The sequence below is a fragment of the Microbacterium allomyrinae genome (assembly GCF_020682705.1).
GTDB lineage: Bacteria > Actinomycetota > Actinomycetes > Actinomycetales > Microbacteriaceae > Microbacterium > Microbacterium allomyrinae.
This window is the reverse complement of the sequence record NZ_JAGTTN010000009.1, coordinates 44,426-60,063: the sequence shown is the minus strand read 5'-3', so window position 1 is coordinate 60,063 and position 15,638 is coordinate 44,426. Positions and strand designations below refer to the sequence as shown.

General features: G+C 68.0%; 15 protein-coding genes. 8 read left to right on the top strand and 7 right to left on the bottom strand.

Annotated features, from left to right (window positions below; all coding sequences use genetic code 11):
- Window positions 1-13 precede the first annotated feature (13 nt).
- From KEC57_RS17860 to KEC57_RS17845, 4 genes are read left to right on the top strand one after another with little or no spacing between them, the layout of a single operon-like run.
- Window positions 14-1,279 (top strand): glycosyltransferase, encoded by a 1,266-nt coding sequence (locus tag KEC57_RS17860; protein ID WP_229386057.1) that lies wholly within the window; start codon window positions 14-16, stop codon window positions 1,277-1,279.
- Between the two features lie 24 nt (window positions 1,280-1,303).
- Entirely contained in the window at window positions 1,304-2,350 is a 1,047-nt protein-coding gene (gmd, locus tag KEC57_RS17855) for a GDP-mannose 4,6-dehydratase (RefSeq protein ID WP_229386056.1), read from the top strand.
- Window positions 2,347-3,330, top strand: coding sequence for a GDP-L-fucose synthase family protein (locus KEC57_RS17850; RefSeq protein WP_229386055.1), 984 nt, complete (start codon window positions 2,347-2,349; stop codon window positions 3,328-3,330). The genes gmd and KEC57_RS17850 overlap by 4 nt, the downstream gene beginning before the upstream one ends.
- A gap of 2 nt (window positions 3,331-3,332) precedes the next feature.
- Window positions 3,333-3,617: a Dabb family protein gene (locus KEC57_RS17845; protein ID WP_229386054.1), complete on the top strand. Its 285-nt coding sequence runs from the start codon at window positions 3,333-3,335 to the stop codon at window positions 3,615-3,617.
- A 10-nt stretch (window positions 3,618-3,627) separates the two neighbouring features.
- On the opposite strand, the gene KEC57_RS17840 is transcribed toward KEC57_RS17845, so the two are convergent.
- The 3 genes from KEC57_RS17840 to KEC57_RS17830 form a co-directional block, all read right to left on the bottom strand.
- Complete coding sequence (locus KEC57_RS17840) at window positions 3,628-4,140, bottom strand: DUF4916 domain-containing protein (RefSeq protein ID WP_229386053.1); 513 nt, start codon at window positions 4,138-4,140, stop codon at window positions 3,628-3,630.
- Between the two features lie 414 nt (window positions 4,141-4,554).
- Window positions 4,555-5,412, bottom strand: coding sequence for a caspase family protein (locus KEC57_RS17835; protein ID WP_229386052.1), 858 nt, complete (start codon window positions 5,410-5,412; stop codon window positions 4,555-4,557).
- Between the two features lie 3 nt (window positions 5,413-5,415).
- Window positions 5,416-6,381: a hypothetical protein gene (locus KEC57_RS17830; protein ID WP_229386051.1), complete on the bottom strand. Its 966-nt coding sequence runs from the start codon at window positions 6,379-6,381 to the stop codon at window positions 5,416-5,418.
- 394 nt (window positions 6,382-6,775) lie between these two features.
- Here KEC57_RS17830 and KEC57_RS17825 point away from each other — a divergent pair, with 394 nt between their 5' ends.
- The 3 genes from KEC57_RS17825 (at window position 6,776) to KEC57_RS17815 (ending at window position 9,728) form a co-directional block, all read left to right on the top strand.
- The gene (locus KEC57_RS17825; protein ID WP_229386050.1) at window positions 6,776-8,116 is read left to right on the top strand and encodes an HNH endonuclease; all 1,341 of its coding nucleotides are present in this window, start codon (window positions 6,776-6,778) and stop codon (window positions 8,114-8,116) included.
- 802 nt (window positions 8,117-8,918) lie between these two features.
- A complete protein-coding gene (locus tag KEC57_RS17820; protein ID WP_372457104.1) occupies window positions 8,919-9,509 on the top strand; it encodes a class C sortase in 591 nt (196 codons plus the stop codon).
- Between the two features lie 57 nt (window positions 9,510-9,566).
- Window positions 9,567-9,728: a hypothetical protein gene (locus tag KEC57_RS17815; RefSeq protein ID WP_229386049.1), complete on the top strand. Its 162-nt coding sequence runs from the start codon at window positions 9,567-9,569 to the stop codon at window positions 9,726-9,728.
- A gap of 27 nt (window positions 9,729-9,755) precedes the next feature.
- On the opposite strand, the gene KEC57_RS17810 is transcribed toward KEC57_RS17815, so the two are convergent.
- The 3 genes from KEC57_RS17810 to KEC57_RS17800 form a co-directional block, all read right to left on the bottom strand.
- Window positions 9,756-11,261 (bottom strand): hypothetical protein, encoded by a 1,506-nt coding sequence (locus KEC57_RS17810; protein ID WP_229386048.1) that lies wholly within the window; start codon window positions 11,259-11,261, stop codon window positions 9,756-9,758.
- On the bottom strand, window positions 11,258-12,442 hold the full coding sequence (locus KEC57_RS17805; protein WP_229386047.1) for a glycosyltransferase: 1,185 nt from the start codon (window positions 12,440-12,442) through the stop codon (window positions 11,258-11,260). Before KEC57_RS17805 ends, KEC57_RS17810 begins: the two co-directional genes overlap by 4 nt.
- Window positions 12,443-12,622: 180 nt before the next feature.
- Window positions 12,623-14,221, bottom strand: a complete 1,599-nt coding sequence (locus KEC57_RS17800; RefSeq protein WP_229386046.1) for a hypothetical protein — start codon at window positions 14,219-14,221, stop codon at window positions 12,623-12,625.
- Between the two features lie 121 nt (window positions 14,222-14,342).
- Here KEC57_RS17800 and KEC57_RS17795 point away from each other — a divergent pair, with 121 nt between their 5' ends.
- Entirely contained in the window at window positions 14,343-15,254 is a 912-nt protein-coding gene (locus KEC57_RS17795; protein WP_229386045.1) for a nucleotidyltransferase family protein, read from the top strand.
- Between the two features lie 4 nt (window positions 15,255-15,258).
- Here KEC57_RS17795 and KEC57_RS17790 read toward each other — a convergent pair whose 3' ends face one another.
- Complete coding sequence (locus KEC57_RS17790) at window positions 15,259-15,633, bottom strand: PqqD family peptide modification chaperone (protein ID WP_229386044.1); 375 nt, start codon at window positions 15,631-15,633, stop codon at window positions 15,259-15,261.
- Window positions 15,634-15,638: the final 5 nt, after the last annotated feature.

The window sequence follows — 15,638 nt, the reverse complement described above, 5'->3', positions numbered from 1 at the left end:
TACGCTCGACCTCATGTCGAGCGCACACGAGGTCTTGGTCCTCGGCCTGAACTATCCCCCGGAACCCACCGGCATCTCGCCGTACACAGGGTCGATGGCTCGGGGCCTAGCTCGCCGAGGCTTCATCACCCGCGTTCTGACAACGCACCCACATTATCCCGACTGGAAAGTTCGGCCAGGTTACGGCGAGTGGTCGCGAAGCGAACATCTCGACGGAGTCGACGTGACCCGCCTCAAGCACTACGTCCCGGGCACCCCGCGCGGGCTCAAGCGCGTCGCCTCGGAGGCGAGCTTCGGTGCACGTCTCGCCGGACGCCGGTGGCGGCATCCCGACGCGATCGTCGCCGTGTCGCCGGCTCTGATCTCGTCGGGCATGGCTGCCGTGCGTGCCAAAGTCACACACCGCAAGACCCCACTGATCGTCTGGGTGCAGGACCTCTACACGCTCGGTCTCTCCGAGACGGGCCAGGCCAAAGGCATCGTTGTCAAGGCGATGGCCGCGATCGAGGGCTGGCTGCTGCGCAACGCCGACACGGTCGTAGTCATCCACGACCGCTTCGCCACCCGCGTCGTCGAAGACTTCGGGGTGCCGCGCGCACGGATCACGGTCGTGCGCAACTGGACCCATCTGCCCCCTGCCCCGCACGTCGACATCGCCGCGACCCGCGAACGGTTCGGATGGGATGCCGACACCACAGTCGTGCTCCACGCCGGCAATATGGGGGTCAAGCAGGGCCTCGACAATGTCATCGGGGCAGCGCGCCTCGCAGAGAGTCGCCGCGAATCGGTACGATTCGTGCTGGTAGGCGGCGGAAGCCAGCGCCGTCAGCTCGAAGAATCAGGCCAAGACGTGACCACTCTGCAGTTCTTGCCGTCGCTCGACGACGCCGACTTCGCGTCGGTGCTCGCCAGCGCCGACTGCCTGCTCGTCAACGAGCTTCCGGGCGTGTCGGAGATGGCCGTGCCGAGCAAGCTCACCTCCTATTTCTCGGCAGGGCGCCCCGTGCTCGCCGCCACTGACGTCACCGGGATCACGGCCGAAGAAGTCCGCACGGCGGACGCTGGGGTGGTCGTGCCTTCCGGTGATCCCGCCGCCTTGCTGGATGCCGCGATCCAGCTGGGCGCAGATCCCGAACGCGCGCGGCAACTGGGGCTCAACGGCCGTGAATACCGCAACACCGTCCTCGATGAAGAGTCGGCGATCGATAAGTTCACCGAGATGTTGACGAATCTCATCACCCAGGGTGAGGCCGTCACAGTCAGCGTCCCCACGCGCTGATCCAGCACGAGAGAAACGGCACCAATGACCAAGCGCGCACTCATCACCGGAATCACCGGTCAGGACGGCTCGTACCTCGCTGAGCTGCTGCTCGCGAAGGGCTACGAGGTCCACGGCCTGATCCGCCGGGCGTCGACCTTCAACACCCACCGCATCGACCACCTCTACGTCGACCCGCACGACCCGAGCGCCAAGCTCTTCCTCCACTACGGAGACCTGAGCGATGGCGCCCGCCTCGTCACGCTGATGGCCGAGATCAACCCCGACGAGGTCTACAACCTCGCCGCGCAGTCACACGTGCGCGTCTCGTTCGACGAGCCCGAGCACACCGCCGACACCACCGGCACGGGAACGATCCGCCTGCTCGAGGCCGTGCGTCTCTCGGGGATCCACACGCGCTTCTACCAGGCGTCGACCTCGGAACTGTACGGCGCCACTCCCCCGCCGCAGAGCGAGACGACGCCCTTCTACCCGCGTTCTCCGTATGCCGCGGCGAAGCTGTACAGCTACTGGATCACCAAGAACTACCGCGAGGCCTACGACATGTTCGCGGTCAACGGCATCCTCTTCAACCACGAGTCGCCTCGTCGCGGCGAGACGTTCGTGACGCGCAAGATCACGCGCGCCGTTGCTCGCATCAAGGCTGGTCTGCAGAAGGACATCTACCTCGGCAACCTCGACTCGATCCGCGACTGGGGCTACGCCGCCGAGTATGTCGAAGGCATGTGGCGCATGCTGCAGGTCGACGAGCCGGAAGACTTCGTGCTCGCGACCGGCGTCGGCATCACGATCCGCGACTTCCTCGAGACGTCGTTCGGACACGTGGGCCTCGACTGGCACGAGTTCGTCAAGTTCGACGAGCGCTACCTGCGCCCCACCGAGGTCGACGCCCTTATCGGCGACCCGACCAAGGCCGGAGACAAGCTCGGCTGGACGCCCACGATCCACGGCAACGAGCTGGCGAAGCTGATGGTCGACGCCGACATCGAGGCGCTGGAGAAGGGCTCCGAGTGGATCGACACCGTCGATCTCGCCTCGTGGACCTCCGAGCCGACACTGGTCGCGCGATGACGACCGCCGTCGACGGAGTGACCTATACACCGGGTGAACTCGATCGCGACGCGACGTTCTACGTCGCGGGGCATCGCGGACTCGTCGGGTCGGCCATCGTGCGCAAGCTCGAGGCATCCGGATTCGAGAACATCGTCGGCAAGTCCTCCGCGGAACTCGATCTGAAAGACCGCGATGCCGTCTTCGCCTACATGTCCGAGGTCAAGCCCACGTATGTCGTGCTCGCTGCGGCGAAGGTGGGCGGCATCCTCGCCAACAGCACCTTCCCGGTCGACTTCCTCAGCGACAACATGCGCATCCAGGTGAACGTTCTGGATGCCGCGCTCGCGAACGACGTCGAGCGCGTGACGTTCCTGGGCTCGTCGTGCATCTATCCCAAGTTCGCCGAGCAGCCGATCCGCGAGGATTCGCTGCTCACGGGGCACCTCGAAGAGACCAACGACGCATACGCGATCGCGAAGATCGCCGGCATCCTGCAGACTCAGGCGGTCCGGCGCCAATACGGCCTGCCCTGGATCTCGGCCATGCCGACCAACCTCTACGGTCCGAACGACAACTTCTCCCCGAAGGGGTCGCACGTGCTGCCGGCGCTCATCCGCCGCTATGACGAAGCTGCGGCATCAGGAGCGGCGAGCGTCACGAACTGGGGCACCGGTACGCCGCGGCGCGAGTTCCTGCACGCCGACGACATGGCCGACGCCGTGCTGCACCTGATGGAGCACTACGACGGACCCGACCAGGTGAATGTCGGCACCGGCAGCGATGTCACGATCCGCGAGATCGCGGAGACCATCGGCCACGTCGTCGGCTTCGCCGGCGAGACCGAGTGGGACACCACGAAGCCGGACGGCACTCCGCAGAAGCTGCTCGATGTCTCCAAGCTCGCCGAGGCTGGATGGACGGCGAAGATCTCCCTGCAGGACGGCCTCGACCGCACGGTCGCCTGGTATCGCGATCACGTAGGCACGCTGCGGGAGTAAGGGTGACATTCCGCCACATCGTGCTGTTCCGCATTCGCGACGGCGTGGCCGAAGACGACATCGAGGGCGCGCAGGCAGGCCTGCGCGCCCTCGGCGTCTTCCCGGAGATCATCGAATGGCGCGTCGAGCGATCGCTCGATGCCCGCAAGGGTGTGGTCCTCGTGGAGGAGGCGACCTTCGTCGACGAAGCCGGATTCTTGCGGTGGCGCGAACGGGCTGCGCATCAGGATGCCGCAGCGCAACTCGCCCGCATCGCCGACTGGTGGATCGGCGACTACGCGATCTGAGCAGGTCGCACTACCGGCCTGTGGCGTCCGCCGAAGCACCCCGCCGGCGCTCGAGCATCGTGCGCACGAGATACTCCGTGCCCGGCCAGAGCGGCTGCGGCAGGGAGTCCAGCGCGAAATAGTCGAAACCGAGCGCCTCGTTGCGAGGACGCGGTTCGCCGACCATTTCGACGATGAACGAGAGCCCGATCGCCTGTTTGCGAGGGTCATCCCCGTGCGGAGTGCCGTCGTTCGGCGCTACTGCCGGTGGGAACCACTGGTAGACGTAGTCAGGCTGCGGATCTGCCGGCAGATCCAGCTCGACGTCCAGCGTGTCGACGGCATGGCGCCGAAGCGCCTGCGCCACCGTCTCACCGCGCAGGATCCGGCCCCCGAGATGGCACCAGACGACACCGAACGGTGACTCCCGCTCAATCAGTCCGACTTCGATCGTCGAGGTGCGCCGCAGCGGCACGAAGTCGACGCACGCGATCGGAATCGACTTCTCGATCTGCTCGTACAGCGGTGCCGGGAGTAAGCTCACGCCTCCATCATCGGGCACGTCGCAGGCAGACGGATGCCGGTGCCGATCTGGCGCGCCTCACTCCTCGAGATCGCGCCGAGCGTGCTCGAGCGAGCAGTACACCTGTGTGGCGGATTGCCGATAGGCATGACTCGCCGTCACCTCCGCACCGCATTCGGCACAGGTTTCGAGCGCGGCTCCCCAGAGCAGTGCATCCCAGAATCCCCTTGTTTCCGCCCTGTCGAGCGGTTCGCTCTTGCGCGCATGTGGTGTTCGGGTGCGCGCAACGTCGACAGTAAGACCAGCCATTGTCTTTCCCCAGTCCGGTCGGCTGCACTCGTCGGGTGGCGAGCGACACCGGCCGTGCGCGACAGAATACGCCTCAGCGAGCCCGAGCGGGAGTCCTTGCCAGGGAATTGCCAGATGCGCGAGAACTCACGGCCGGAAGTCCAGTGCGGCGAAGGCCGGCGCGCTGAGCATGCTGCGTGCCGCATCCGAACTCGACATCCACGGTTCTCCGAGGGGATCATGAAACGAGAGTCGATCCACTGCCCAGCGGCGCTGCAGCTGCGTCCAGAGTGTGGCGTATGTGGTGGCCGGATCGGCCTCGATCGTCTCCACGATGCGATCGGTGTACCAACTCGAGATCAGCCGCCCTTGCGTGGTCTGCTGGGCGGACTCGCCTTCGCCGGCCGCTGCGAGCGACACCCGGGCGATTCCGGTCTGCCTGAGCGCGTGCACATCGACGACCTCCACCGGCACATCGACCGTGACGGCGGTGCCGAGGATGTCGATGGGAACGGTCACGACATCCAGCTCGGCAGCCATGTGGACCGCTTCGCCGCCGTCTCGACGTTCATCAGCTCGGAGCAGGTTGTACTCGAGGAAGGCCGTCGCGCCGAAGCAGGTATCGGCACAGGTGATCCAGCGACCGTGAATGGCGGGCGTCCAGAGGGCCGCCCGAAACCAGTTGTCCGCCAGCACGTCGTCGCTGAGGACGAGGCACTCGTCATGACCGTCGGCTTCTGCCCGATCGTGGGTCGGCAGGCGAAAGCCATGACCGCTGAAGTACACGAGAGCCATGTCGTTGTCCGTCGTGCGAGCCCGCAGATCGAACAAGCGCTTCTTGAACGGCGCAACGTCGAGGCCCTCGGGATGCATCTCGATCTCATCGAATCCTCGGCCCGTCAGCACTCCGGCGATACGACGCACGTCGTGAGGAGCGCCATCGAGCGGAGGCAGGTCAGGCACGTCGGTGATCGGAACGCCGACGAGCAGCGCGCGCGAGACCATGGCTCACGCCTCCGCGACCAGCACCACGACCGCGCCCCGGCCGGTGGGACCGACGTGGTCGGGCCAGCCGTTGATCTCGTTCGGGTCGCCACTCGGCTCTGTCGGCGGGTCGCCACCTGGCGCCTGCGGGTCAGGGTCCTGCGGATCCGGGTTCTGCGGGTCGTCGCCGGGTTCCTGCGGGTCGCTGCCGGTTGCGGGGGACGACGGTGACTGCGACGGAGCCGGCTCCGGGGCATCGCTCGACACCGTCGCGCTGACCATCCACGCCACCGCGAAGATCACCGCGATGCCGCCGATCACGAGAAGATTCGCACCCTTCAGATCCTTGAGCACGTTGAGCGCCTCCGTCAGCGGGTGGCCCTTCGGAGTCGATTGCGTCTTGGCTGCCTGGAAGGCGCCACGCCACTCCACGGCGACCATCCATGTACCGAACGCGATCAGCGCCGCGGCGATCACCAGAATGGGCCCGATCACCTTCGCGGCCAGGGCAGCCCGGGGGTCGGTCTCACTCGGCTTCTCGCCGAGCACGACCTCGAGGTCGAAGAGCCCCGAGAACCACGCGAATGCGACGAGCAGGCCGATGATGACGACGAACGTGATGATCGCGAACCACGGCTTGAACACCAATGGTGTCGTGGGCGCCGCGGGGGTGTTCCCCGGCTCCGACGAGCCCGTCACCGTCACGCGGATGGTGCCGCCCGCTTCGGCGCCTGGGATCGCGGCATCCGTCGCCCCCACTGCCGTCGCGCGATAATCCCACGCACCGGCTGTCGTCGTCGGCACGGTATAGGTCGACTCGCCGACGTGCTCCACGGCGAAATCCTCCGCGCCTGCTCTGCGCTCCCACTTCCAGCGAGGGTGCGCACGCGCGGCACCGTTCTCCTTCAGCACCGCGGTGAGAGTGAGAGTTCCCCCCTGTGCAACGGACGCCGGCTCGGCGTCGGCAGTCACGATCGTCTCAATGGCCACGTCAGCCCCCAAATCGGCACTGGCCGCCCCGCCGACGGCCATCCGGCGCGGCATCCACGTCGACTGCCCCCGTGGTCAGCGCACACCCCTCGCCGACGATTCCCCAGGCCGACTTGCGAGCAGAGTACTCCTCCAGGGTCGTGCCACGCTACGGCGCGCTTTCCGGCGAACTGCTAGAGCGAGCGGACTTATTCCACGGACAACCCCGGAAGTCGACAACGGACTTCAACGCGGACGCATCTGCGTCCGGCTCGTGCCCGCGCCGATCGAGGAGTCCATCGGTCACGAGCGCGGCAGGACGGTGACGGCGATCGCGGTCCCGACGTGTCAGGAACTTCTCCACAGATCGAACACATCTTCGAAGAAGATCGCAACTCATCGCTAGCTTGGAAGCATGATGGATCAGCTCGCACCCCTCACCTCGGCGGTAGCCGCGGCGCGTGCGATGTGGGGCGGAGCGGCCGTCGACTCGCTCGCGCCTGCAGTTCTGATTCAGTTGAACGAGCGCCTGGCCGAGGCACAGCGCCTGCTCGACGCCTCACGCGCCAGGATCGCGTCGGAGATCGCGCGGCAGTCGCGCCCTGAGCTCGGCGCCGACAGCCTGGCCAAGCAGCAGGGGTACCGCAACCCAACGGCCCTCATCGCCTCGGTCAGCGGATCGACACCGGGTGATGCCTCGCGGCTGGTGAAGGTGGGCGACGCGACGGCACCACGCACCACCCTCACCGGCGAGCCGACACCGGCGCGGCACCCGTTCGTCGCCGATGCCCTCGCCGCCGGCCGGATAGGCGCCGGTGCCTCGAGCGCGATCATCACCCTGCTCGACAAGGTGGCGTTTCGAGCCGGCCAGCTCGCGATAGAACGGGCCGAGCAGATGCTGGTCGAAAAGGCGCCTGGGCTCGCGGCCGACCAGTTCGCTCGGCTGATCACGCGCGCCGAGGCGTGGCTCGATCCCGACGACATCGCACCGCGCGAAGACGAGATGCGAACCGAAACCACGCTGCACCTCTACGAAGACCGCACCGGCATGATCGTCATCAACGGCAAGCTGTGCCCCGAACTCGGCGCGCCCGTCAAGATCGCGCTCGAGGCGATCGTCGCCGAGAGGCTGCGTGCGCAACGCGACGCGAGCATTCCGGATGCCGCGGCCCTCACCATTCCCCAGCTCCAGGCTCGAGCACTCTCGCAGCTGGCCGAGCATGCCCTCGGTTGCACGCAGCGCGATCTGCCGCTCGAAGGTGCAACCGTCATCGTGCGGATCGACCACGCCGATCTCGTAGACGGCACCGGCTACGCCACCATCGACGGCGTCGCGGCGCCGGTGTCGGTCGCCACCGCGCGACGCATGGCCGCCGGCGGCGGTATCATCTCGTGCGTGCTCGGCGCCGACAGTGAGATTCTCGACTGGGGTCGTGAAAAGCGCCTGTTCACCCGTGCCCAACGACTCGCTCTCGTGGAACGCGACGGCGGTTGTGCGATGTGCAACGCTCCCCCATCGCATTCCAAAGCCCATCATCTGAGATGGTGGGCGAGGGATGCCGGACCCACTGACCTCTCAAACGGCGTGCTGCTCTGCACCGCCTGCCATCACCGCATCCATGACAACGGCTGGGACATCCGCATCGACGGAACCGGCACACGTGCCAAGGTGTGGTTCATTCCGCCTGCGCGCGTTTCCTCCGACCGCAGTCCACGCCTCGGCGGACGAGCACGATTCGACGTCGCTGTCGCGTGAGCGGTGTTCACACGCGCGGGCACGAGAGCGCGGAAGTGCGGACGCAAGCGTGAGCGCGAGCGCGAAACAAGGCCCGCCACGCGAGCGAGCCTCCGCCCAGGAACGAACCACACCCCGGAACGAACCACACCCCGGAAAGAACCCGGTCAGAGAAAGGGCACGGCCCCCGAATGAAACTTGGGGAGTTTCCGGGGGCCGTGAATGCCAGAGCGAGCCTTGGGGACCTGTTCGGGCACGAGAATCTTATTCGGGGTCGTCGCCGTCTGTCTGTCGGCCTTTTGGGGGACAGAATGAGGACTTTTCCCGCGAAACCGCGTTCTTTGTCGGCCCTTTGGGGGACAAAAGGGCGATTTCCGACCCGTCTCACGTGAAACCGAGTCTCAGGATCTGCTGTGTTTTCGCATTAATCCGGTAGATGAGTGTGAATTCGCGCGAATGCACCGTACGTTCGGACCGTCGTCGTTCGATGCGAGACCGGTTACCCGAAGTTGCCGGTAGGCGCTCGAAGGAAGACACATCTGGGGGCAGAGCCCGTGCGCCGTGGGGGCGCAACGGGTTTGGGGCTGTCCTCTGTGGTGATGCCTTGGGGGCACCAAAATGCGAAGCGATGCTTCGACGCTCACCAACGTCACCAACGTCACCACCGTGACGACCGCGGGCACCCCGCCGTCACCGCGGTGACGGCTTCCTGACCGGATGGTGGCGGGCGTAATTCCCCGGTTCCGCTCGCCGCCATCCTCCACTCCCTACGGTTCCGGAAAGGCCGCACCCGAGCGGCGCCGCGCGGCATCCTCGATCGCGGCTGCTGCGCGCGGACGAGACGGGCCTCATGGCGCGCATCAAGATCCCCTCCATCGGCGTCGACCTGCCGATCTCGCACGGCACCAGCGACGCCACCCTCGCGAAGGGCGTGGGCCATCTCGAGGGCACCGCACTTCCGGTCGGCGGCGCCAGCACGCACTCCGTGCTGACGGGACATCGCGGTCTCGCCGACGCCGAGCTGTTCACCAACCTCGACAGGGTCGTCGTCGGCGACACCTTCACGATCGAGACGTTCGGCGAGGTGCTCACCTACGAGGTCACCGAGACCCAGGTCGTCTCGCCCGACCAGACCGAGACGCTCTATCCGCAACGCGGCGTCGACCTGGTGACGCTCGTCACGTGCACGCCCCTGGGGATCAACACCCACCGGATCCTGGTGACCGGCGAGCGCATCCTCCCCACCCCCGTACGGGATCTGGATGCCGCCGGCCAGCGCCCCGACATCCCCGGCTTCCCCTGGTGGGCACTCGGCGCGAGTGGAGCCGTCGTCGTCGCCGGGGCATACGTGTGGTTCTCCGCGCGACGCGCGCCGATCCGCGAGGCGGCCTCCGCCGTGCGGGATTCCGGATGAACGCGCAGCGACCGGCGCTCACCGGGGATGATGGCGATCCGTCTACCCTGGGAGGAGATGCTGTGCACCACGAAGCCGTCCCGCGCAGTCGCCGCGATGCTCGTGGCGGCGGCCGCGGCGGCGCTGACCCTCCTCGCCGCGGCACGCGTCCGACGCCTCCTGCGCGATCTCGACGCCGACGCGGCGCGTGAAGAGGAGCTCACCGCCGGAATGGCGTGACCCGCGACGAACGGCCTCTGTCGAGAGTCAGTCCCGTGCCCAGAGCGCCGTACGTCCATCCTCGAACACGAGGAAGAAATCGCGGGCGAACTCGGCTCTTCGCTCCGGCGTGAAGAACGCCTCGTCATTGTCGGCGACACCGATCACCACAGCATCCGCCGTGGTGATCTGAGCCCACGCATGTGCGACCCACAGGTCGTTCCACTGCGGGAGGTCGGCCCTGCCTGCTCCCTCACGGAACTCGGTGAGCGCCACTCCGAAGGGGTCGATGTCGATGTCGCATCCGTTCTCGAGACCCGAGGACAGCCGGTCGGCGACGATCAACTGCGAGGGGGTTCCCCACACGCACTCGTAAGAGGATGCCTCGGCCGCGAGTTCGCGGGGCGCCCCGCCGGGCAGCGTCGGGCGCAGCAGATTCCCCGCTCCGACTCCGATGATCGCGGCGGCCGCCACGATCGCGGTCGTGCGCCGCACGCGGATCCGATGGATGCCGAGCGTCGCAGCTCCCAGGCACAACGCCAACGGCGCGATGATCCACGAGGCGTAGTGGTAGTAGAAGGCCTTGCCCGTCAGCACCAGTGCGACGAAGTGCGCGAGCAGCAGCAGCGTCCACCAGAGCGAATCCGGCCACCGCGACGGCGCGCGCCGTGCCCGCCACGCGCGCCAGAGGACGGGCAGCGACAGGGCGAGCACGATCGCGACGAAGAGTCCGGCCCACACCAGCCCGGGAACGAGTTGATCCAGCGCATTCTGACCGGCGATCGGCGACACGTGACGCCCCCACACCGACGGACCCGCGCCCGACACCGAGGGGGGCCGGCCGAGTTGCGCGAGCACCGTCTGCATCCACATCTCGCCAGGCGCTCGGACGAAGAAGGGAAGCATGATCACGAGTGCGGCGGCGACACCGCCGACCAGGAGTCGCCATATCCCCCGCCAGCCCCAGAGCACCGCGACCATGGCGCCGACGACCACGATGTCGATGGCCGCCCAGTACTTGACAGTGAGCGCCAGTCCGAGCGCCGCTCCCGCGACGAACACGAGCGCGAGACGGCGTGCCGCGAGAGCCGTCAAGGCGACCAGCAGGCAGAGGTTGAGGAGCGGCTCGAGCAGGACGGTCTCTTCGGCCCGAACCGCGTTGGACCACACCGCATAAGCGCCGGCGCCCACCACGATCGCGAGGCGCCCCGCCGGACGCAGCAGGACTCCGACGAGCACGGTGTTCGCGACGCCGACGAACACCAGCGCGACACGCGCACCGGCGAGCGCTTGCGCATCCGTCCACACGTTCGCCGTCACGGCGAAGGGTGCAAGCAGGACGATCGAGCCCGGTGGGTGCAGGAAGGTGAAGTCCGCATAGGGGATCAGGCCGTGCACCGTGGCGACGGAAGCGGCGAACATGACTCCGTCGTCGTATTCGCGCTCGGCCAGCAACGACCCCGGCTGCAGCCAGCTGTAGGCGCGCACGACGAGCGCGACGAAGCCCATGGTGAGGATCACGAACACCGGATCGCGCACCACGCGCCCGATCACAGCACGTCGCCCTCCAGCTCATCGCGCAACTTCGCGCCCGACACGGCGGAGCCCGTCTTCGCCCGCATCGGCGAGGGGCGACCGTCTGTCACCGGCCGGTACACGATCAGCGCGTGGAAGACGAAGCGGACCACGAACGCGAGCACGAGGGTCACCGCTGCGGAGAAGACGCTTCCCCACCCGGCCCCTTCGACGAGCAGCCAGATCAGCGGGATGCGAACGATCGCCTCCGCGTTGTTGAAGGTGAACGATTTCACGAAGCGGCTCCGCATCCGCCCCGAGGAATCTCGCAGGTCGCGGAAGACGACGTACTCGAGCAGCAGGAAGTTTCCGATGATCGTCACCTCGCTGGCAATGATCGCCGCCCACAGGTACTCGAGCCCGAGCGCCGTCAGCCCCGCCATGATCGCGAGGTTGGCGAGCGCGCCGAGCCCGCCCACGATCGCGAACGCGGACATCCGTCCGAACCTCAGCATGGTGAGCTGAACGAGGAATCGGATGCCCTGGGCGAAGCTGGCCTTCGACTCGCCCGCGTGGCGCTCGGCGAACTCGAACGGCACTTCTGCGATCCGCTGCTGCCGGCGAGCGAGGATCTCGAGGAGGATCTTGAACCCGCGCGGTTGCAGCCCGTCCAGGTCGATGGACGCCCTGTCTACGAGGAAGAACCCGGTCATCGGGTCTGTGCAGCCATACAGCTTGCGGGGGAACATCGCCCGCGTCAGTGCCGTGGATGCACGCGACACCCCGGTGCGCACGCGGTTGGCCAAACCCCCGGCGTCGCCCCCGTCGACGTAGCGCGACGCGATGACGACCTCGACGTCGCCCGCGGCGGCGCGCTCCACGAGCGTCGGAATGATCTCGGGCGGATGCTGCAGATCGCCGTCCATCACCAGGCACCAGTCGAACTGAGCCATGCGCATTCCCTCGACCACCGCGCCGCCGAGACCGCCCCGCGGATCATCCCGGTGCAGCACGCGAACCGGCAGCGTCGTGCCGGCGGCGACGCGGGCGATCACCGCGGGAGTGTCGTCGGTCGAGTCGTCGACGAAGATCACCTCGATCTCGCCGATCGCCGCCTCGACGCGCATCGCGTCGAGGCGGCGTACGAGCTCGGCGATGTTCGGACCCTCGTTGAAGGTCGGCACCACCACCGAAACGCCGTCTTTCGCCAGTCTGCTCACGCTGATCCCCCAGATCAGGAACAACACCACTCATGGAAGGATCCACCCAGCCCCTGCCGTGGCTCGTGAGCGTAGCCGATGCCGACTACGGCGGCGTTAACGCGGACGACGCCGGCGTTAACGCACGCTGACAGCACGCCACACCGGTGGCGCGAACCGGGCGATCGTCCCGCGGAACGCCTAGATGCCCGCCCAGATCACGCGCAGGCGTGCGGGCGAGGGAACCGGACAGTTGGCCGCGTACCAGTCCTCGCCGAGCGGGGCCGTGCGATCGGCGTAGTCGTCGTCCACGGTGAACGCCCCCGATGCCACCGGCGCCGAGGTCGACTTCGACACCGTCGTATCGTCGACACTCGCGAACCGCCACGCGGTGATCGATCCGAGCAGGGTGCTCCGAATCGCCACGACGCCCTCGACGGGATCGTCGGTGCGCGCATGCAGAGCGTTCTCCGCCGTCATCACATGGCGCCCGGCTGCGAGCGGGTACCGGTCCGTTCCCCGCAGGCCCCCGAGCACAGCGACGTGCGAGAGCGTCACGCTGCTCGTGTTCTCGAACATGAGCACCTGCGAACTGGACTGGAAGAACACCGTGTCTTCGAAGGAGAGGTCACGATGGGTGCCCGATCCGCTCGATCGGCTGGTCTGCAGCGTGTCGCAGTGGGACGAGGATCCTCCGGCCTTGTACGCCGGAGCCACATAGCAGCCGCGCATCCTCACGCCCGAGATCGAGAAGTCGTTGGCGATGCGGAAGGCCATCCGGTCGGTCTCGGAGTTCACCTGGTCGGGCAGCACGCACTCCACCAGCTCGATGTCGCTCACATCGATGGTCGCGTTGGCGGTGATGTTCAGCTGCCCGAACGTCGACCACCCGATCGCGACATCCGTCGAATTGCGCAGCAGCACGGCCTGACGAGTGAAATCGAATCCCATGAGCGCGATGCCCGCGATCCCGACGAAGGCGTACCCCTGCGAGTCTGCGGTGTCGAGGGAGCCCGATGCCGTCACGGTCCCCCAGCCGTCTCGCGGCACGACCAGCACGCGCCACGGTCGTCCGGTCGCCCCGACGTTCGCCAGGACGCCGGCGTCGCTCGACTGCGCGCCGCGACCGACCGCGAACGCCCCCGGCCGCACGGCGATCTTCACCTTGCCGGCCGGGTGGGCCGAGACCGCCGATGCGATGGCCTGCGCGATGGCGGGCCACGAGGCATCCACCTCCACGACGGACCCGAACGTGTCGTCGGGCCGCGGCGTGCGCGCCGGCCAGTGCGAGCCGTCAGGGCCGAACAAGCCGCTCGGGCTCGGAACGGACACGCCCTCGAACAGCGCCACGGTCGCCCCCGAGCCGGTGGGCAGCGTCACCGTGAGCGTGGCGGAGCGATCCGTGCCGGCGGGAAGCGCCGTCGTCAGAATGTAGGCGCTGAAGCCGGACACGACATGCCCCTCGAGCAGGGTCACCGTCGCGAAGGCATTCGCGGCCGTCGCCGGCTGCACGCTGACGCCGAGGTCGGGCTCGACCCGGAAGACATCCGCGGAGGGCACGAGCCCGGAGCTCGCGGTGAAGATGTACACGCCTGCCGGGATGGGCCGCCCGCTCTGGGTCGATTCGACCGTGAGAGCGGCGAACCCGTTCACCGTGTCGGGGCGTGCCGTCACGGTCGGCGGCTCCGCCGGCGAGGTCTGCGCGGCGGGAACCGCGATCGCCGACGCGACCACCGGCACCGCCCACGCACCGCCCTTGATGACGGTGCGCCTATCGATCCGGATGTCCGACAACTCCATAATGCGAGCCCCCGCTCGGTGGTTCCCCCGCTGGGCACAATAGAGGACGCCACGCGCGTTCCCGGGGAAGACGCGGCGCTATCGGGCGCAGACGTCGCACGGCCGGCCCTACGCTGATCTCGTGAACCCGCGCACCGTCGCCCTCGGACTCGGCGATTCCGTCGAGCTGGCGCATGTGTGGGCGCACCACGTGGCATCCGAGCGCGGCATCCGCGTACTGTCCGTCAAGGGCGCGAGCCTGGCCCACCACGGACTTCGCGACGCGCGACAATCCGCCGACGTCGACGTTCTCGTCGACCCCTCGCGCCTGGACGACTACCTCGCCGCCGTCGCCTCGGCCGGATGGCGCGAACGGCCGAGCTCGTACGCCAGCCGCAGGTTCACGCTCCATTCCCACGCGCTCGCCCATCCCGACTGGCCGTGCGATCTCGACGTGCACGCCTATTTCCCCGGCTTCCTCGCCGACCCTCAGCACGTCTTCGACACGCTCTGGGAGCGTCGGGCGACCTTCCCGGCGGCGCACCGCACGTGCGCCACCCCCGACCGGGTGGCGGCAGCCCTGATCCTCGCCCTGCACAGCCTGCGAGGCGGTCACCGGGACCCGCGTCATCAGCGCGAACTGGATCGTCTCATCGAGATCGCCGCCCTCACGGAGGACGAGCGGAGGGATGCCGCGGTCCTCGCCGTCGACACGGGCTGCGCGGCGACGCTCGAAGACGTGCTGCCCCGGCTGGGCGTCGACGCTCCCGCGGCCCCGCCACCGGATCCCGCAGCGCTGCAGCTATGGCGCGGCCGTGTCGCGGCGCGAAGCGAAGCGTCCTACTTCTGGCTCACGACCCTCCGCGCCGCCCGATGGCGCGACCGGCCGCCGATCGCCTTTCGCGCCGTCTGGCCGAGCGACCACGACCTGCTGCTCGATCACCCGGACCTGCGCGACGCCGTCTGGCCGAAGCTGCGTGCGCGAGCGGCGCGCGTCGGTCGCGGCCTGCGGTCGCTCCCCCGCTCGCTGCGCGTGCTGCGCCGCACGTTCTGACGCGTCACTCCGCCTGGACCAGCACCTCTCGCCGCAGCGTCTGCAGCAGGTTCGACAGGTCGGAGCGGACCTCGCCGATGTCGTGGTCGTGGGCTGCGGCCATCTCACGAGCAAGGACCTCGAGCTCGATCCCCGGCCGGCCTGCGATCGCGCGCCAGACGACGGCGCCGGTTCCCTCGATCGCGACCGGCCGGCAGTCCCGCCAGCGCGCGAGCGACAGGGCGACGACTCGTTCGCTGTCGTCGGTCCAGGCGACGTCGTCGCGGATACTCCACCCCGGCACCACCACGATCATCCCCTCGATGCCCAGCGCGGCATCCGCGCTCCGAGAGCGTCGATCACGAACGAGGACCGCACAGGCCGTTAGTGTACGTGGCATCGGCG

Bases quoted from the DNA above. Each gene is read 5' to 3' on its own strand.
- KEC57_RS17860 (WP_229386057.1), top strand. From the start codon at position 14: ATGTCGAGCGCACACGAGGTCTTGGTCCTCGGCCTGAACTATCCCCCG.
- gmd (WP_229386056.1), top strand. From the start codon at position 1,304: ATGACCAAGCGCGCACTCATCACCGGAATCACCGGTCAGGACGGCTCG.
- KEC57_RS17850 (WP_229386055.1), top strand. From the start codon at position 2,347: ATGACGACCGCCGTCGACGGAGTGACCTATACACCGGGTGAACTCGAT.
- KEC57_RS17835 (WP_229386052.1), bottom strand. From the start codon at position 5,412: ATGGTCTCGCGCGCGCTGCTCGTCGGCGTTCCGATCACCGACGTGCCT.
- KEC57_RS17825 (WP_229386050.1), top strand. From the start codon at position 6,776: ATGATGGATCAGCTCGCACCCCTCACCTCGGCGGTAGCCGCGGCGCGT.
- KEC57_RS17815 (WP_229386049.1), top strand. From the start codon at position 9,567: ATGCTGTGCACCACGAAGCCGTCCCGCGCAGTCGCCGCGATGCTCGTG.
- KEC57_RS17800 (WP_229386046.1), bottom strand. From the start codon at position 14,221: ATGGAGTTGTCGGACATCCGGATCGATAGGCGCACCGTCATCAAGGGC.
- KEC57_RS17790 (WP_229386044.1), bottom strand. From the start codon at position 15,633: ATGCCACGTACACTAACGGCCTGTGCGGTCCTCGTTCGTGATCGACGC.